Source organism: Paenibacillus lutimineralis (assembly GCF_003991425.1).
In the GTDB taxonomy this organism is placed as follows: Bacteria; Bacillota; Bacilli; order Paenibacillales; family Paenibacillaceae; genus Fontibacillus; species Fontibacillus lutimineralis.
The window spans coordinates 4,076,018-4,094,210 of record NZ_CP034346.1 but is presented as its reverse complement, the minus strand read 5'-3'; the positions used below and the strand labels follow the sequence as shown (position 1 = coordinate 4,094,210).

The window sequence follows — 18,193 nt, the reverse complement described above, 5'->3', positions numbered from 1 at the left end:
AAGGTCATAATTCGTCCTTGGTTCTCTCTGGTTTGCTAAGTATGATGAAGGCAACCATCAGTTATTTTGGAAGGAGCATGTCTCATATGCACAAGCAGAATCAGAGCAAACAAAATCGAGGGCGCCTCACAATCCCTACCGACCTTGATGTCGTAGGAGAAACACTGAAAACGATGGAGCTATGGGGCGCTGATGCTGTACGCGATGCAGACGGCACAACATTCCCGCAAGAGTTAGTAGATTGTGGAGCGAAAATATACGCTACTTACTATACGACCCGTAAAGACAATAATTGGGCAAAAGCAAACCCTGATGAAGTACAGCAATGCTATATTTCAACTAAATTTGTTGCTGCCACAGACGCTACTCTCTCTATTCGGTTATTGGAAGGGATTAGCGAAGACTTATTACTGGTAAACAACCGTGATGATATTTACCGTTGGTGGGAGGTTATCGATCGTACCACTGGCGAAGTTGTACCGACAAATCACTGGAGCTATGATGAAGCTAGCGGCTGCGTAATTATTAATAACACGACACCTTATCATGAGTATAGCGTCAGCTTCTTAACCTATCTGATTTGGGATCCTGTTCATATGTACAATGCTGTCGTTAATGACTGGAAAGATTTTGAACGACAAATTACGTTTGACGTACGTCAGCCTAAGACACGGGAATACTCTAAAGGCAGACTGCGTGAATTTTTGCGTGAAAAGTCCTATGTAAATGTAGTACGATTCACAACGTTCTTCCACCAGTTCACGCTGATATTCGATGAACTACGCCGGGAGAAATACGTTGACTGGTACGGTTATTCCGCTAGCGTCAGCCCTTATATTCTCGACCAGTTCGAGCGTGAAGTTGGCTATAAGTTCCGTCCGGAATATATTATTGATGAAGGTTATTACAACAACCAGTATCGGATTCCATCCAAACAATACTTGGATTTTATGGCCTTCCAACGTCGCGAGGTTGCGGGGCTAGCGAAAGAGCTCGTTGATATTACCCATGAAGAAGGCCGTGAAGCGATGATGTTTTTAGGTGACCACTTCATTGGTACAGAGCCTTATATGGACGAGTTCAAATCCATCGGGCTAGATGCAGTCGTGGGTAGTGTTGGTAATGGTTCGACATTGCGGTTAATTAGTGATATTCCTGGGGTGAAATATACAGAAGGGCGCTTCTTGCCATACTTCTTCCCTGATACGTTCCATCCTGGTGGTAATCCAACGGCAGAAGCTCAAGAGAACTGGTTAACGGCAAGACGAGCTATTTTGCGTAAGCCTGTAGATCGGATTGGTTATGGCGGTTACTTGAAGCTGGCGCTGGACTTCCCGGACTTTGTGGATTATGTAACGCAAGTTGCTGATGAATTCCGCGATTTATATGAAAAAGCTCGCACGAAGCCGCTATGCCTTGCTAGAGTCGCTGTTCTAAACTGCTGGGGTAAAATGCGCTCTTGGGGCTGTCATATGGTGCATCATGCTCTGTACCAGAAACAAAACTACAGCTATGCGGGTATTATTGAAATTTTGAGTGGTGCTCCATTCGATGTGTCCTTCATTAGCTTTGATGACATTCGTGAGCAGCCGCAACTGTTAAATGATTTCGATGTCATTATTAACATCGGTGACGCTGACACTGCACATACTGGCGGCGATAATTGGAAAGACCCGTACATTGTTGAGCAGATCCGTGCATTTATTGCTCGCGGAGGCGGCTTTATCGGGGTAGGCGAACCTTCTGCTGTTCAACATCAAGGTCGCTTCTTCCAACTAGGCGATGCTCTTGGCGTAGAGCTGGAGCACGGCTTCACCCTCGGTTACGATAAATACAATTGGGACGTGAAGTCGTCTCACTTTATTACCGCCGATATGGATGGTGACATTGATTTTGGAGAGGGCAAGAAAAATGTATATGCGACGAGCGCCGATATTTTAGCTTGCAACGATAAAGAAGTGCAGTTTGCAGTCAATAACTACTTCGGTGGTCGCTCTGTCTATATTGGTGGATTACCATATAGCGCGGAGAATGCTCGATTGCTGCATCGTGCAATATTATGGTCATGCAGTAAAGATCACGAATTGCACAATTGGTTTAGTTCTGATGCGCATACGGAGATCCATGTCTATCCGGAGACAGGCACGTATTGCGTCGTCAATAATATCGCGGAGCCGCGCAACACGACAGTATACGCTAATGGCAAGAGCTTTGAATTAGAGCTCAAGGGCGGCGAATTGCGTTGGTTTAACATGTAAGTTGGTGTCTGAGCCGACAACGAAGTATTAATAAGAATCCCCCTGAAGTGGCAGTAATGAGTCACATTTCAGGGGGGTTTTTTAGTGTGCAAGATGGACAATGGACTGGATAGTTACCTTTGAAAGGAATATTGCATAATACGAGAAAAGATTTTAATTACCAATGATAAGCAGGAGATCGTGGAAGGATGAATTTGACATAAAAAAGTCAGGGCCCCCTTACGAGGGCCCCAATCATGGGAGAGGAGAAACCGGACGAAGAGCTTATGGGGAAACGTAAGTCTTCTCCGCGGTTGTCTACGACATTTGGTGATGTCGATAGTTCAAGTTTGCCCGGGCCTCGGCGATTTATACATGTATATCCTTAAAAAGTAATTCGAAATTACATTTTTCATTCTATGCAGGATTATGGTACGATATCGACAGGCATTTTTTGAGCCTGAAAATTTATATAATTGCTCTATATAGATTGTGTTCAAACAGTCCAGTTTTCAAGTGGACTTTTGAATTACCTTTTAATAGAGCGGCATTGTGCAAGGGTGTGTGAACTAGCATGAGAGTCATATCGGGCAGTGCCCGGGGCAGGACACTGAAGGCAGTTCCCGGGATGGGAACAAGACCGACAACAGACAAAGTGAAGGAAGCCGTGTTTAGCATGATCGGGCCGTATTTTGACGGTGGTGCCGTGCTTGATCTCTTTGCGGGGACGGGCGGACTAGGAATTGAAGCGCTCAGTCGCGGTATGGACAAGGCGGTATTCGTGGATCTCGATAACAAGAGCATCGAGGTTGTACGCGCCAATTTGAAGACCGCCGGTTTGGCGGAACGTGCAGAGGTTTATAAGAATGATGCGGAAAGAGCATTGAAGGTGCTGGCTAAGCGTGAAGCAGCATTTGAGCTGGTGTTCCTTGATCCGCCGTATCGGCTTAAGTTTGGGGAAAAGCTGATGCAAGCGATGGACGAGCTTAAGCTGCTTGAAGATCGCGCGACGGTTGTGTTGGAGTATGAATCTTCCTATGTCTATCCAAGCTGCTTCGGTAATTTTACAGAGCTGCGCAAAGCGGAATACGGAGAAACTTCCGTATCCATATACAGGTATGAGCCGTAGAAGTTCAGACTAGGACACCCCCGTCATATTAAGGAGGAAAACAGTACTTATGGAACAGCAAAAAGCACCGCGGATCGCCGTATATCCTGGCAGCTTTGATCCTATTACCAATGGACATATGGACATCATTCAGCGGGCTTCCCGTCAGTTTGACAAGCTCATCGTAGCTGTGTTGAACAATTTGAGTAAGAAACCGCTCTTTACGGTTGAGGAGCGTAAAGAGCTAATCTCTTCAGTAACGGGCCATTTGCCTAATGTTGAGGTAGACAGCTTCCGTGATCTACTCGTTAATTATGTGGATTATCGCAAAGCGGACGTCATCGTTAGGGGGATCCGCTCGGTTACGGATTTTGAATATGAGTTACAACTGGCTTCCTTGAATCACCAACTTAATCATAATGTCGAGACGATCTTTATGATGACGAACCCTAAATATTCTTATCTTAGCTCAAGCGTAGTCAAGGAAATTGCCTACTTCAAAGGTGATCTTGGGGATCTGGTTCCGGTTGAAATTGAGCAAGCATTAAGAAAGAAATACGAAGATATGCCAAAGCCACAATGAACCAGGTAGATCTCACTGTCGGCTGCTTCTTCTCCATGTGAGCGAGATAGCAACAAAGAAGATGATGAGTAAGACCAATAACCACATAGAAATACGTAGCGAGCCAGCCGCAAGCTGCCAGTTCGGAAGCGCTGCTTCCATCCGGCCTATTAGCGGGTGGTTCATTTCCTTATAGGCGGGAAGAGCGCCAGGCAGTAAGATGATTAGTGGTCGCCACAGTATTAAAGTCAACACATAGGCATAGGCCCCGTGAAGAATACGCTGCAGAATAAATCTGCGACCGTCAATGCCGACAGGCTTCAATACGGCCTGTACTTGAAGGAAGGAGCATATTCCACTCCATCCCAACGCAGCGCCGAGCAAGGCGGCCAGCATGGGCTGTGAGAGAGTAAGCTTCGTGATCGCGTGCGTTCCCAGATGGATTTCCGATGCTCCAGCAATGAGATAGGATAGGGTAGATGTTGGGAGAAAAGAATTGACGACGTGAATAATGACGGCAAAGATCAACATGTAACCGCCAATCGTCATCAAGGTCTGTACTCCGTTAGTGACGGAATCGCCCAGCAGCTTACCGAAGCTGCGGCCATCCTCTTGCCTCGCTTGCTCCATTTTCCGCAGTGCCATTCTTAGTCCGGTCTGTGAGCTGGATTGGGCTGTCTTGCTCAAAGGGTTCTCCTGCCCTAACTGGCGCTTCTCGTTGTTGCTTGGTGCTGTATTACGCCAGAAATGGTTTAACGTAAATGCGGCCGCGAAGCCGGAGAGCCAATGGATGCATAGCAGCAACAAGCCAAGGTCGGGATTATTCAGGTAACCAGCTCCGATGACGACCATGATTAGCATCGGGCTGGCGAAATGAGCGGTGGCTGTCATTCTTTCGGCTTCGTCCGCTGTGATTCTCCTCTGCTTATACAGGGTTGCTGCTGCGGCGGCAGACGCTGGAAATCCGGCGGTCATCCCAAGCGGGAGAACCCAGCCGAAGGAGCCCGGAAGCTTGAGGATTCTGCGCGTGAAGGGCTCGAGAATAACGCCAAGCCCCTGCGGGAATCCGCCGGCGATGAGCATTTCAGACAGAACGAGAAAAGGCAAAATAGCTGGGAATACAACTCTCCACCAGAGAGACAACCCTTGCCCTGAGGCTTGGAAGGCCGGACCAGGGGCAGCAACAATACAGATTACAAGTAGTATAGCAATAGCAGCAAACAGTATGGTTGAAGACATCTTGCCAGCGGTTCCCTGTTCGCGTTGCATAAGCGTTCACCTTCTTCATATGTATATGGAAATGGACGGCTAGTACTATGCATATGCTGGACAAGGGGGCGGAAGACCAATGATATATCAACCGTACCCGGAGGGGGGAGTACTAATGCGATCCAATAAATCGGTAGTCATCAAAGTAACTCTATACTTAATAACCCTGGTCGTTCTCGTATATGTAATGGTATATATGCCGACGCCTTATATGATTAACCAGCCTGGACTAGCGGAGGAGATCAAGCCGATGGTAAGTATTCCTGCCGCTGATCCGGAAGAAAAAGGCACGTTCATGCTTACGACCGTGTCTGTCAGTTATGCGAATCTAGCGATGCTGGCGACCGCGCAATTTAATCGCAATGCCGAGATAGTGCGCAAGGAGCCGGATCGTAATGAAGAGGAATATGAGACGCAGCAGAAGTACTATATGAGCAGTTCGCAATCAAGTGCTATTATGGCGGCTTATCATTTAGCAAATATCGATTATGATATCGTTCCAGAATATGTGTTCATAGTCGGTCTGTACAAGGCAGTTGCTCCTAAGGGCGATTTCCATCCCGGGGATATTATCCGTAAAGTTGACGGCCAGTCGATTGGCAAATTCGAGGATTTATCGGCTTTAATGGCCGAGAAGAAACCTGGGGATCAGGTAAGCATCCAGTTGGAACGTAAGAATAATACTTTGGATGAACAGGTAGAGCTAATTGATATATCCGAGAACAAGGATGGAAGCAAAGCGGGTCTTGGCGTATCCATCGGTGAAGTTCGCAAGGTTGACCCTGCTGTTGAGGATCAGGAGGTCAAATTCGTCGATACCCGCATTGGTGGGCCTTCTGCAGGCTTAATGTTCACCCTAGAGATATATAACCAGCTTACGCCTGGAGACTTATCCAAAGGCTATCGGATTGCCGGTACGGGGACGATTGCCGAGGACGGCACTATTGGGGAAATCGGGGGAGTTCAGTTCAAGATCGTTGCCGCCGAGAAGCAGCATGCCGACATCTTCTTCGTGCCGATGAACAATTATGAAGTTGCCAAAGCGAAGGCCGATCAGATCGGCAGTAAGATGAAGCTGGTCAAAGTGCAGACAGCGCAAGAAGCACTGGAGTACTTGCGACAGCTTGATCCTAAGGCTTGAATCTGAATGGCCAGGTAAATTCAAGATTCGATGTCGAGCCTTCTTCATGAGTTGCTTCGTGTTAGATATAGAATTTACACGTTATCAGCGTAGCTGATGAAATTCTATATCGCAAGAAAACCTACCATTGAATCGCGGTCGCTCACCCTTGGATTGACTTCGATCTGGTTTTCTTATCAAAAGTGGATTTTTTGAACTACCTAGTAAAATGAATGTTCAAAAAAGCCGATTTTCAGCACCGAGAAGGTTGGATGAGGCTAGGGCCCACCTTCATACTCTGATTGGTGGTTGGCGGTAGTCGCGGAACAGGTCAAACCCCATCCGCTCCGGCATAGCATTAGCATAGACGGCTGAAGCTCTAATATCGGCATCGAGCTGTGGATGAGACAGATCGGCAGCACGAGTGATGATCGGTAGCTTAGCCGTCTTTTTCATCTGCTTCAGTAGCTGCTGGCCACGCTCGTTGAAGCCGAGAACTCGCAAGTAATGCGGTCCGGCGGATAAGATCTCGCGCGAGCCCATTTGCCGCGAATGACCAAGTAGTGTATGCATGAGTGTGCGCTGAAGCTTGGTATGGGTGTAGCGTTTGGTCTTTAATTGCTCTATCAGTTCGGTTACAGAAGCTTGCTCCAGCTTAGGCAAGATTTTGTGGATGCGGTGTTCCAGCCCTTCGTTCATCTCCAGATGATCGGCCAGTTCCTCTGGTGTGGCCGAGAGGAGGCGGCTGAACAAGGGCTGGGAGAAGCGGTCCCAATCCATCGGACCGCGGTCTGCCGCGAATTCACGCTGCAGAATCTCCAGCGTGAAGGGCGGCAGGTAAGCGGCGGCAGCGGCGAGCGAGCCGCCGCCAGCGATGAGCCGGCGCACGGCAGTGGCGCTGGCAATGCTGGCATCGCGCGGACTCTCGTCGCGATAGCCGGCCCCCTGGCGCTGCATGGTGAGCGGCACAATGCCGCTCTCAAGCCGTCGCAGCGCGATCAGGTAATGCAGCCCAAGCGAGTTGTTGGGCTGCTCCAGCAGCAGGCGGGCGGCGTCTACGTCGCCGCCCAGGCCGCCTGCGGCGGCGAAGGCGCGCGCGGCAGCAGCCGCGTAGGCGCGCGGGTAGCTCGCCCCGGTGGCGAGCTCCTCCGCGACCGCGGCCTTGAGCGCGCCGCTCTCGCTGGCGAGCAGCTCCGCCAGCTCGGCCAGCACAGGCAGCTCGCCTGACTCGCTGCCGAAGCATAGATGCGACACGACGCCTGTCGCATCCAGCAGCGCTGCCGCTCCGTGCGCGAACCACTCCGCGGGCTGCACAGCATACGACACGGGCAGCTCAAGCACCAGGTCGATGCCAAGATGCAGCGCCATTTCGGTCCGCGCCCATTTGTTCACGATCGCGGGCTCGCCGCGCTGCAGGAAATCACCGCTCATTACCGCGACCGCCGTATCGGCGTGTGCTAACCGCTTGGCTTCGCGAAAATGATAGGCATGTCCGTTATGTAGTGGATTATATTCAACAATTAGTCCGACGGTATTCAAAGCAATCACCTTTTAGGTTAGAATAAGTGTTATCTTCTTAACTTTAAGTTTATTGGTTTAAATGTTATTCAATTAATAAAGAATATAACATATAGCCCCCACGGCGTGCTTCCTTAAAGGAGAAACTATGGTGAGGATTCAGCTTTTTTGCCAATCAGAAGGTTGAATCCATGAGGGCAAGCCGTGTGAATTGAAGTTAAGGTAATACGGGATTACAGTTGACAAAACTTAGCCTGGATCGGTATAATTATTTTTGTTTGTTTGGAGTGATACTCATGATTATTAATTTTCGTCAGATCTCTTCATCTGAAGCTCCGGTGGAATTCCATCAGACATTGGATGTTGGTCATGTAGTTCAGGGACGGAAGGACATTACAGGGATTTCCCTGATGCAAGTCGATCTGCAGGCTGAGCCGGCAGGAGGCGGTGTTGTTCGCGTTACCGGACGCTTATCGACGGAATTGGACATGTCCTGTTCCAGATGTTTGAAGCCACTCAAGCATCACGTGGATCTTCAATTTGAAGAAGCCTTCAAACAAAGCGGCGAGGATAGCGTAGAGCTGGATGAAGGAGAAGAGGATTTGGTGCTTGTATCCGGAGAACGTCTGGATCTAACGCCCTATCTGGAGGAAGCGTTGTTGCTTGATCTTCCTTTTTCCGCGGTTTGTAAGGATACCTGTAAGGGACTATGTCCATCCTGCGGGACTGATCTGAATGAACGGCAATGCGATTGCAACACGGAGCGGATTGATCCGCGGCTGGCTGCACTAGGCGATTTTTTCAAGAAGTAAGCAGGTAGAAAGTACGTCGTTAGACGTTTTTCTTATAATTTCCAGGAGAGATGATAGCCATCTCACAGGTTACCGTTTCTACTTGAAAGTGACATTATGAAAACACCGATGCAGGGTTTATTTGATAAGGAGGTGGAGAACCATGGCAGTACCTCAACGGAGAACGTCCAAGACGCGTCGCGACAAACGCCGTACGCATTTCAAATTGGCTGTGCCGGGCATGGTAAAATGTGAACAATGCGGAGAATTGAAGCTTGCTCACCACGTATGCAAAGTATGCGGAACATACAAATCGAGAGAAATTATTAACCAATAAAACTTGATTTCGTTAACGCAAAGTAGCACTTCATTTTGATGAAGTGCTACTTTTTTTGTTATAATTTTTACGAGATGGAATATCGCTGCTAGGTCGGGAGTAGATTTTCTCTCAAGGCATTACATAATAGCAAAGCTAGTAAGTCCCGTTGAAAACAACGGCTAGGCTGGGCGGAATTGCCTCAGCTTGGAATTCTACTTTCTTTTTGCGGTAAGTTGATTTATACTATTTTAGTACCAGGTTCTAAAAAAGAGCGGATTTATAAGTACGTGTTCAAGAAGGTCAGTTTTCAGCACCAAGAAGGTTGGATGAAGCTAGGGACGAAAGGAGCGGAGCGTACGTAGTTTGTACGTGAGCACTGGAAGGCCCAGGTGAATTCAAGATTCGACGTCGAATAAGCTTTCAGTGTTACTTCGTGATCAAAAGTTGACTTTTTGAACAACCTCTATAAGTGCATATTTACGTACTTTAATATAATATTGTAACTATTCTGTAGGGGGGATATCCAATCGAACGTTTGCCGAAAAAAGCGAGACAGCAACAACTCGTTAAAATAATTGAAGAGAATCCTTTCGTTACGGATCAGGAATTGACTCGGAAGTTGAAGGTCAGCATTCAGACGATTCGCTTGGATCGGATGGAGCTAGGTATTCCTGAACTTAGGGAACGGATGAAGCAGATGGCGGAACGTTCTTACGACCAGGTTCGTTCGTTGCCGCTGCATGAGGTGATCGGGGAAATCGTTGATCTGCAGCTAGACAAGAGTGGGATTTCTATCTTCGAGATCCGTGATGAACATGTATTCTCAAGAACTGGCATCGCGCGCGGACATCATGTGTTTGCTCAAGCGAATTCTCTGGCTGTCGCGGTCATCAATGATGAGATCGCCTTGACCTTCTCGGCAGACATCCGATTTATCAGATCGGTTCATTTGGGAGAGAAATGCATCGCCAAGGCTTACGTCCGCCCTTCTTCCGGGAATAAGGCAAAAGCTAAGGTTGAAGTGTTTACTTATGTCGGTGAGGAAATGGTATTCCAAGGAAACTTCGTCATTTACCGCTCGACTGGGGAGGACAATCATGAAGGGGGAAACATACATGCGGATCGCCATTGATGCTATGGGCGGTGACTTTGCACCGGATAGTACTGTGAAGGGGGCAATGGACGCAGCCCGCGAATGGAGCGATACCCAGATTATACTTGTCGGGCATCAGGACCGTCTCAGACCGTTAATGACGGATGCTCCAGCCAATCTTATTCTTCATCATGCGGAAGATGTTATTGAAGCGGAGGACGAGCCGGTAAGAGCGGTTCGACGTAAGAAGGATTCGTCCATGGTCGTAGCGGGACGTCTTGTTCATGATAAAGAAGCTGATGCGATGATCTCGGCGGGAAATACTGGCGCGTTGATGACAACGGGTTTGCTTGTTGTCGGCAGAATGGAAGGAATCGAGCGTCCAGCGCTCGCTCCGATTATACCGACGATGGACGGCCGCGGTGTTCTAGCACTGGATCTGGGCGCGAATATGGACGCCAAGCCAGAGCATTTGGCCCAGTATGCCTTGATGGGTAGTATTTATCGTGAGAAGGTGGCTGGAATCGCCAAGCCGCGTGTAGGCCTGCTTAATGTCGGGACCGAAGCGAAGAAGGGCAACGAGTTAACTAAAGCAGCTTATCCGCTTCTAGAAGAGTTACCGATCAACTTTATCGGTAATGTAGAGGCTCGTGATGTGCTGACTGGCGCCTGCGACGTGCTTGTCTGCGACGGATTTGCTGGAAATATCCTGCTGAAATCCCTTGAAGGAACAGCTGGAGCGATGTTCTCTGTCTTGAAGCAAGAATTCACGAAGTCCCTGAAGAACAAGCTGGCAGCTGCTGTGCTCATGCCTTCCTTGCGTGGAATGAAACAAATGATGGATTATAAGCAGCATGGCGGCGCGCCGTTGCTAGGGTTAAGCGGGCTTGTTGTGAAGAGTCATGGCTCCTCGGATAGCGAAGCGATTAAGAATGGAGTCCGGCAAGCGCGGCTGGCGATTGAGAGCCGGTTAACGGAGAGCATATCACAAGAAATTAGCGGGAAGAGAGTGGAGAGTATATGAAAATGCGTTCCGTAGGCATTATTGGAACCGGCAAATATGTTCCAGAGCGAGTGTTAACGAATGCCGATTTGGAGAAAATGGTGGATACCAACGACGAATGGATCGTATCCCGTACCGGGATTCGCGAGCGCCACATTGCGGCACCGGAGCAAGCGACTTCTGATTTGGCTTATGAAGCAGCGGTACGAGCGCTGGAGTCAGCGGGAATGACCGCTGACCAGCTTGAATTGATCATCGTTGCTACGATTACACCGGATACATCTTTTCCGTCGACAGCTTGCATTTTGCAGGATAAACTGGGTGCCAAGAATGCAGCTGCTTTTGACTTATCCGCGGCTTGCTCTGGATTCGTATACAGTATGGCGACCGCTAATGGCTTTATTCAAACAGGAATGTATAAAAATGCACTCGTGATTGGGGTGGATACCTTGTCCCGAATTACGGATTATACGGACCGCAACACCTGCGTCTTGTTCGGAGACGGAGCGGGTGCGGTCATCGTTGGAGAGGTGCCTGAGGGCCGTGGCTTCTTGTCGTTTGACCTTGGTGCCGAAGGAGCAGGGGGCGACCTGTTGAAGCTTGCTGCAGGTGGTTCTCGCCTGCCTGCTTCTGAAGCTACCGTACAGGGTAAGCAGCACTATATCTATATGAACGGACGTGAAGTATTCAAATTTGCCGTTCGGGTAATGGGATCTGCAACCGAAGAAGTACTGCGCAAAGCAGGCAAGACGAAGGAAGATATCGATTTATTCGTTCCGCATCAGGCGAATATCCGGATCATTCAATCCGCGATGCAGCGGCTTGATCTGCCGGAAGAGAAATGCGTCATCAACGTCGATAAGTACGCGAATACATCGGCAGCTTCCATTCCTCTTGCGCTTGTAGAAGCAGCTGAGGAAGGCCGAATCAAGGAAGGCGACACAGTTCTTCTCGTCGGCTTCGGCGGTGGCTTGACCTGGGGAGCGTCTGTCCTCGTCTGGTAATTGCGCCAAGTGTTATTATCGCAGCATGATGAATAAGGGTGCTGATTCAAAAAGTAAACTTTAAGTTCCACTTCGTGATCAAAAGTGGACTTTATGAACAACCTCTAAGAGCGAATAATAAGGAGTGCGGGTTAATAAAATGGGGAAAATAGCGTTTGTTTTTCCGGGACAAGGTTCCCAAAGCGTCGGCATGGGTCAAGATCTGTTCGATCAATCCCCGGATGCAAGACGATTATTTGAGCAGGCGGATACGAAGCTCGGCTTCTCGCTCAGCGAACTGATCTTTGAAGGTCCTGAGGATGAACTGAAGCAGACAGCCAATACGCAGCCTGCCCTGCTTACCACAAGTGTCGTAATGTATGAGGCCCTTGCCGCCAGAGGAATTAAGCCCGACTTTGTAGCCGGTCACAGTCTGGGGGAATACAGTGCGCTTACAGCTGCAGGTGTATTGTCTTTTGAAGATGCCGTATCTATAGTCCGCGCCCGCGGAGAATTTATGGAACAGGCTGTACCAGGTGGACAAGGTGCAATGGCGGCTGTGCTTGGAGGAGAACGCAAGAGCCTAGAGGAGCTATGTGCTGAAATTAGCAATGGCGGTCATCTAGTTGAGTTGGCCAACGTCAATTGTCCGGGACAGATCGTCGTATCTGGCAGCAAAGAAGGCGTTGGACAAGTTGTAGAACGTGTAAAGGAAATAGGCGCGAAAAGGGCGATCCCGCTCGAAGTAAGCGGTCCGTTCCATTCTTCTCTCATGCGAGAGGCGGCAGAGCGTCTTAGTGGCAAGCTGGATAGTGTATCCTTCCAGGATGCTCCCGTACCGGTTGTCGCCAACGTAACAGCACGTCCGGTTCAACAGTCTGAAGAGATTAAGCAACTGCTCGTGGAGCAAGTGTATTCTCCTGTGCTGTGGTCTGACAGTATCGCCTGGCTGATCGAACAAGGCGTGGACACCTTTGTTGAATTGGGGCCAGGAAGCGTTCTGACCGGCTTAATCAAGAAAATCGACAAGACGGTTGCTTTGTACAATGTGAAAGACTTAGAAACGCTGGAGAAGACGATAGAGGCACTAGGCTAAGAGATTATTGAATCAGGAATAATATGCATATATTATAAAAAAATATTCGTTTTACAATATTTTAGTTGATTTCTGGTGGCAAAGATCGTATCATAGTTTCTCGTACTACGAGGAAGCGTCCCGGAATGCTGTTTTATCCTAGGAAAGGAGATGGATGTATGAGCAGATTGCTTGAAGGACAAACTGCACTTGTTACCGGCGCATCACGCGGGATCGGGCGCAGCATCGCTCTTACTCTTGCCGGCGCCGGCGCTAATATCGCTGTGAATTATGCGGGCAACGAGGAAGCGGCAGCTAAAGTCGTGACCGAGATTGAAGCGCTTGGAGTTAAGGCGTACGCGGTTAAAGGCCATGTCGGCGATAGCGAGCAATTCGATGCCATGGTGAAAGGCGTTGTCGAAGCCTGGGGCCGAATTGATATTCTGGTGAATAATGCTGGAATTACTAGAGATAATTTGATCATGCGCATGAAGGAAGAAGAGTTCGATGAAGTGATCGCTACGAATCTCAAGGGTGTCTTCAACGGTATTAAATCCGTAACTCGTCCGATGATGAAGCAGCGCTCAGGCCGGATTATTAATATTTCCTCCGTAGTCGGCGTGCTAGGCAATGCTGGTCAGGCGAATTACGTGGCAGCTAAGGCTGGCGTAATTGGATTGACCAAGTCAGCGGCACGCGAGCTAGCTTCGCGCAATATTACCGTGAACTGCATCGCACCAGGATTCATTGAGACCGATATGACGGATCAATTGCCGGAAGAGGTGCGTCAAGGCATGTTAGGGAATATTCCACTGGCACGTCTTGGACAGCCAGAGGAGATTGCTAAGGTGGCTTTGTTCCTCGCATCGGACAGCGCGTCCTATATGACAGGACAGACGCTGCACGTAGATGGCGGAATGTATATGTAATTTGCTTCTTCCTTCTATGGCTTTTTAACTTAGATTCTCGTATAATACCAAAGAGGAGGTGAACCGGATGTCCGATGTATTTGATCGCGTAAAACGCATTGTAGTGGATCGCCTCGGCGCTGATGAAGCCGAAGTAACGCTTGAAGCGTCTTTCAAAGATGACTTGGGTGCTGATTCCCTTGATGTGGTTGAACTTGTTATGGAATTAGAAGATGAGTTCGATCTGGAAATTTCAGACGAAGATGCAGAGAAGATTACGACTGTAGGTGAAGTTGTTAACTACATACAATCTCATACCTAATGTCATGACAAAGTCCCGTACCTCCTTTCAAGCAGGCGGGACTTCTCCTCTTCTATTGTATTTTACGACCGTATTTGAACATGTAAATTGAATTTACACATGAAGTCTATATGAGGTGAGTGTGTTTGAAACATAGAGTAGTCATAACCGGTATGGGCTCTGTTACAGCCCTTGGCAGCGATTTGGATACGCTCTGGAATAACTTGATTCAAGGTAAATCTGGGGTGTCGCAAATTGAGTCTTTTGATGTCAGTGAATATACGACGCGTATTGCCGCTTCGGTTAAGGATTTCAATCCTGAGGATTATATGGAACGCAAGGATGCGCGCAAGATGGACCGTTTCGTCCAGTTTGCCGTTGCTGCTGCCAGCCGTGCGCTGGCCGACAGTGGTCTGAACATTGCGGAAGATACGGACCCGGAACGGGTTGGTGTCATGATCGGTTCAGGGATCGGCGGCCTGGGAACTTGGGAGGATCAACATTCCATTTTGCTGGAGAAAGGTCCAAAGCGGGTTAGCCCGTTCTTCATTCCGATGATGATTGCGAATATGGCTTCTGGCCAGGTATCGATTACGTTCGGTGCGAAGGGACCTAACAGCACTGCGGTGACTGCGTGCGCGACCGGAACTCATTCCATCGGCGATTCGTACAAGCTGATCAAATATGGCGATGCTGATGTGATGATTTGCGGCGGCGCGGAAGCAACGATCCGTCCAACTGGACTTGCAGGATTTTGTTCAATGCGAGCGATGTCAACCCGCAATGATGATCCTACGAGAGCGAGCCGGCCGTTCGATGCTGAACGCGACGGTTTTGTTATGGGTGAAGGGTCTGGCGTACTGATTCTGGAATCGCTGGAGCACGCTCAGAAGCGAGGAGCGAAAATTTACGGCGAGGTCATCGGTTACGGCCTAAGCGGAGACGCTTATCATATGACCGAACCGAACCCAGAGGGTCCGGAGCGTTGTATGAAGATGGCGATTCGTGATGCCGATATCGATCCGAGCGAAATTGATTATATTAACGCACATGGTACTTCTACCCCTGTCGGCGACAAGTCAGAGACGACCGCTGTTAAGCGAGCGCTTGGCGATCATGCTTACAAAGTGGCGATCAGCTCGACCAAATCGATGACAGGCCATCTGCTCGGTGCAGCAGGCGGCGTGGAAGCGGTGATTTGCGGATTAACGCTTCAGCATGGAATAATCGCGCCAACCATTAATTTAGAGCATCCGGATCCGGAATGCGATCTGGATTACGTCCCTAATGAAGCAAGACAGGCGGATGTTAGAATAGCTATGTCTAACTCTTTCGGATTTGGCGGTCATAATGCCACCATTATTCTGAAGAAATTCGAAGCATAAGGGGTCAGTCAGTTGAGTGGAGATTTAAAGCAATTACAGCATAAACTTCAACTGGTATTTCACAATAAGCAGTTATTAAGACAGGCTTTTACCCATGCATCTTATGTGAATGAGCATCGCTTCAATCAGCATGAGGACAACGAGCGTCTGGAGTTTCTAGGCGACGCTGTCCTTGAGCTGACGGTGTCGGAGCATTTATATCGCTTGTTTCCGGACCGTCCTGAAGGCGAGCTTACGAAGCTTCGGGCAGCCATTGTCTGCGAGCCGTCGTTAGTACGGTTTGCAGAGCGCCTGGAGTTCGGGAAATACGTATTGCTTGGCAAAGGAGAGGAAATGACGGGCGGACGAACCCGTCCTGCTCTGCTGGCAGACGTATTTGAATCTTTTGTAGGAGCTCTGTATTTGGATCAGGGCCTGGAGGCGGTCACCGCTTTTTTGCATCGCTACATTTTCACGCAAATCGTGTTTGACGGGAAGCTTCAGACCACCGACTATAAAACGGAGCTTCAGGAATTAACCCAGCATCACAATATGGGAGCCTTGGAGTACCGGATTGTTGAAGAAAGAGGCCCGGCGCATGAACGCGAATTCGTCTCTGAAGTCTGGATGGACGGACGCAGTTTAGGGCGTGGGACCGGTAGGTCGAAGAAGGAAGCCGAACAGCAGGCAGCGCAAGTTGCGTTGGAGCAGCTTCGGCAGGCTTAACTTGAATATAAAATAAGAATAAGAGTTCAAAAAGGTCGGTTTTCAGCACCGAAGCTTATGCTTTCGATGTGCGTTTTTTAAAAAACGCTTCAGTTGAATGAAGCTATGATTCACTGCGTGATCAAAAGCGGACTTTTTGAACTACTTCGAAGGGGCTTCCAATTACCATCTTTATGGCAACTGGAAAGCCCCTATTCTTTTGAATCTGATATATATTTTGTCTTTCGACTTAACCTGACTCGGTTAACCAGTGATTAATTGGCGAATATCTCTCATCATCGTTAGTGTATCTACACCGCCATGATTGCCGAGTAGAATAATTGTGATTCCGCCACCTACCTCACGAGATATACCGGTCGAATATCCGGTGCCGCTGCCGTTGTGGAATACAATCTTGTTGTCAGCCGTCTGATCGATCATCCAGCCGTAACCATAGTTCTTATAGGAATATGGTGTGAACAGCTTATCAAGCGAATCCTGATTCAGTAGATCGGTCGTATTTAAGGCGGCGTCCCATTTCAATAAATCATCAACAGTGGAATATAACCCTCCAGAGCCAGGCTGTGTATAATATGTGCCGGCAAGCGTCCACTGATCGGCTTTGGATACATAGCCTTTGATCACCTGCGTGTGTTGATCCGCGATCCCGCTCTCTGTCATGTGAAGGGGAACTATGAAGTGACTCTGGATGAAATCGTCGTAGCTCTTGCCGGATACAAGTTCGACGATACGACCAAGCAGCATATAACCACTGTTGCTATATTTAAAATCCGCACCCGGGGTAAAGGCGAGTGGCTTGCCTTTGATTGCCTCAATGGTCTGTTCTAATGTTAAGCCCGCGGTACGAGGGAAATTGGAGGCCAGACCAGACGTATGCGATAGGAGCATATGTAGCGTGATCTCATCTCCTTGCGGAAACCCAGGGATATACGATTCCAATGTATCATCCAGCTGTAGCTTGCCGTCCTCAGCTAGCTTCATAACCGCTGCGGCCGTGAAGGCTTTGGTTAAAGAAGCGATTCTTGTCTGATCATCCGGTGTGATCAACTTATCAGGGCCGTTGAGGCCGTAGCCTTTACGCAGCAGAACTTGACCGTGATCAGCAACGAGTGCGATACCTGAAAATTGCTGGCGTATTAAGTATTCATCGGCTCTATTCGCAGCATCCATGATGATCGTACTACTATCCGGAAGCAGATTTATATGGCGAATCGGATTGGAAGAGGAAGTAACCTTTGCACTAAGCGCCGCTGCAAGTGTTCGCAGCGGGACCATAGTAGCGCCATTCTGTAATAGCGAAGCGGCTGGGGCCTGTAACTGAGTATAGCCATTAATAGTGAAATAACGAGTTTCCGGAAGATGGTCAATGATATTCCCGTGAATCAGCATTTCGGTGGCTCGTTTGTTCTTATTCCACTTGACCTCAGCGCCCAATTGCTCGGCTGCCTCTCGAAGCGGGACATAGGTAGTTCCTTGGTAGACGAATGGTTCGGAGCTCGCCCAAGCTAACGGGCTGCCATTTAGCAGGATGTCCGGGGCTGCCGTCGTTTTCGTTACCACGCTGCTCTGGGCGTAGACAGGAGAAGAGGCTCCGGCCAGCGAACCGATAAGGAGCGAGGAGATTACAAATGGAAGTAAAATAGCTCGTCTTATAGACTTATTCATAGGGTGTCTCCTTTGTCAGATCTAGGTTGTCTATCAGACTAGCAAACCTGCCGGAAGATTTCAAGATGAACTGGCATCTTATTATCTTTTAGATAGTTATAAAATGTATAAGTGATCTTGCTGCGCGGAGCCTGTCCCCATGCCTGTTGTC

At 48.8% G+C, this 18,193-nt stretch carries 17 protein-coding genes; 14 read left to right on the top strand and 3 right to left on the bottom strand.

Translation table 11 applies throughout. The features are described from left to right. Nucleotides 1-86: 86 nt before the first annotated feature. The 3 genes from gnpA to coaD all read left to right on the top strand — a co-directional run bounded on the left by gnpA (nucleotide 87) and on the right by coaD (nucleotide 3,928). Nucleotides 87-2,258 (top strand): 1,3-beta-galactosyl-N-acetylhexosamine phosphorylase, encoded by a 2,172-nt coding sequence (gene gnpA / locus EI981_RS18085; RefSeq protein WP_127000491.1) that lies wholly within the window; start codon nucleotides 87-89, stop codon nucleotides 2,256-2,258. A gap of 553 nt (nucleotides 2,259-2,811) precedes the next feature. Further along, nucleotides 2,812-3,366, top strand: a complete 555-nt coding sequence (gene rsmD / locus EI981_RS18080) for a 16S rRNA (guanine(966)-N(2))-methyltransferase RsmD (RefSeq protein ID WP_127000489.1) — start codon at nucleotides 2,812-2,814, stop codon at nucleotides 3,364-3,366. 49 nt (nucleotides 3,367-3,415) lie between these two features. Continuing rightward, nucleotides 3,416-3,928: a pantetheine-phosphate adenylyltransferase gene (coaD, locus tag EI981_RS18075; protein WP_127000487.1), complete on the top strand. Its 513-nt coding sequence runs from the start codon at nucleotides 3,416-3,418 to the stop codon at nucleotides 3,926-3,928. Between the two features lie 12 nt (nucleotides 3,929-3,940). On the opposite strand, the gene EI981_RS18070 is transcribed toward coaD, so the two are convergent. Then, on the bottom strand, nucleotides 3,941-5,176 hold the full coding sequence (locus EI981_RS18070) for a nucleoside recognition domain-containing protein (RefSeq protein ID WP_127000485.1): 1,236 nt from the start codon (nucleotides 5,174-5,176) through the stop codon (nucleotides 3,941-3,943). Between the two features lie 115 nt (nucleotides 5,177-5,291). Here EI981_RS18070 and EI981_RS18065 point away from each other — a divergent pair, with 115 nt between their 5' ends. Then, nucleotides 5,292-6,317, top strand: coding sequence for a SepM family pheromone-processing serine protease (locus EI981_RS18065; RefSeq protein ID WP_127000483.1), 1,026 nt, complete (start codon nucleotides 5,292-5,294; stop codon nucleotides 6,315-6,317). A 270-nt stretch (nucleotides 6,318-6,587) separates the two neighbouring features. Here EI981_RS18065 and EI981_RS18060 read toward each other — a convergent pair whose 3' ends face one another. Beyond that, nucleotides 6,588-7,835 carry a nucleotidyltransferase gene (locus EI981_RS18060; RefSeq protein WP_127000481.1) on the bottom strand — a complete coding sequence of 416 codons (1,248 nt, stop codon included), beginning with the start codon at nucleotides 7,833-7,835 and terminating at the stop codon, nucleotides 6,588-6,590. Between the two features lie 275 nt (nucleotides 7,836-8,110). Between EI981_RS18060 and EI981_RS18055 the strand changes: the two genes are divergently transcribed. The 10 genes from EI981_RS18055 to rnc all read left to right on the top strand — a co-directional run bounded on the left by EI981_RS18055 (nucleotide 8,111) and on the right by rnc (nucleotide 16,377). After that, complete coding sequence (locus tag EI981_RS18055) at nucleotides 8,111-8,626, top strand: YceD family protein (protein ID WP_127000479.1); 516 nt, start codon at nucleotides 8,111-8,113, stop codon at nucleotides 8,624-8,626. A 142-nt stretch (nucleotides 8,627-8,768) separates the two neighbouring features. Further along, complete coding sequence (rpmF, locus tag EI981_RS18050; protein ID WP_018750828.1) at nucleotides 8,769-8,942, top strand: 50S ribosomal protein L32; 174 nt, start codon at nucleotides 8,769-8,771, stop codon at nucleotides 8,940-8,942. A 517-nt stretch (nucleotides 8,943-9,459) separates the two neighbouring features. Next, nucleotides 9,460-10,056 carry a transcription factor FapR gene (gene fapR, locus EI981_RS18045; RefSeq protein ID WP_127000477.1) on the top strand — a complete coding sequence of 199 codons (597 nt, stop codon included), beginning with the start codon at nucleotides 9,460-9,462 and terminating at the stop codon, nucleotides 10,054-10,056. Then, entirely contained in the window at nucleotides 10,040-11,041 is a 1,002-nt protein-coding gene (gene plsX, locus EI981_RS18040; protein WP_127004813.1) for a phosphate acyltransferase PlsX, read from the top strand. Before fapR ends, plsX begins: the two co-directional genes overlap by 17 nt. Next, nucleotides 11,038-12,024 (top strand): beta-ketoacyl-ACP synthase III, encoded by a 987-nt coding sequence (locus EI981_RS18035; RefSeq protein ID WP_127000475.1) that lies wholly within the window; start codon nucleotides 11,038-11,040, stop codon nucleotides 12,022-12,024. Before plsX ends, EI981_RS18035 begins: the two co-directional genes overlap by 4 nt. A gap of 139 nt (nucleotides 12,025-12,163) precedes the next feature. After that, on the top strand, nucleotides 12,164-13,099 hold the full coding sequence (fabD, locus tag EI981_RS18030) for an ACP S-malonyltransferase (RefSeq protein WP_127000473.1): 936 nt from the start codon (nucleotides 12,164-12,166) through the stop codon (nucleotides 13,097-13,099). 158 nt (nucleotides 13,100-13,257) lie between these two features. Then, on the top strand, nucleotides 13,258-14,007 hold the full coding sequence (gene fabG / locus EI981_RS18025; RefSeq protein WP_127000471.1) for a 3-oxoacyl-[acyl-carrier-protein] reductase: 750 nt from the start codon (nucleotides 13,258-13,260) through the stop codon (nucleotides 14,005-14,007). Nucleotides 14,008-14,074: 67 nt separating this feature from the next. Continuing rightward, complete coding sequence (acpP, locus tag EI981_RS18020; protein WP_068780664.1) at nucleotides 14,075-14,308, top strand: acyl carrier protein; 234 nt, start codon at nucleotides 14,075-14,077, stop codon at nucleotides 14,306-14,308. 125 nt (nucleotides 14,309-14,433) lie between these two features. Beyond that, nucleotides 14,434-15,672 carry a beta-ketoacyl-ACP synthase II gene (gene fabF / locus EI981_RS18015; protein WP_127000469.1) on the top strand — a complete coding sequence of 413 codons (1,239 nt, stop codon included), beginning with the start codon at nucleotides 14,434-14,436 and terminating at the stop codon, nucleotides 15,670-15,672. Between the two features lie 12 nt (nucleotides 15,673-15,684). Then, on the top strand, nucleotides 15,685-16,377 hold the full coding sequence (gene rnc, locus EI981_RS18010) for a ribonuclease III (RefSeq protein WP_127000467.1): 693 nt from the start codon (nucleotides 15,685-15,687) through the stop codon (nucleotides 16,375-16,377). A gap of 243 nt (nucleotides 16,378-16,620) precedes the next feature. Here rnc and EI981_RS18005 read toward each other — a convergent pair whose 3' ends face one another. Then, nucleotides 16,621-18,042: a serine hydrolase domain-containing protein gene (locus EI981_RS18005; protein WP_127000465.1), complete on the bottom strand. Its 1,422-nt coding sequence runs from the start codon at nucleotides 18,040-18,042 to the stop codon at nucleotides 16,621-16,623. Nucleotides 18,043-18,193: the final 151 nt, after the last annotated feature.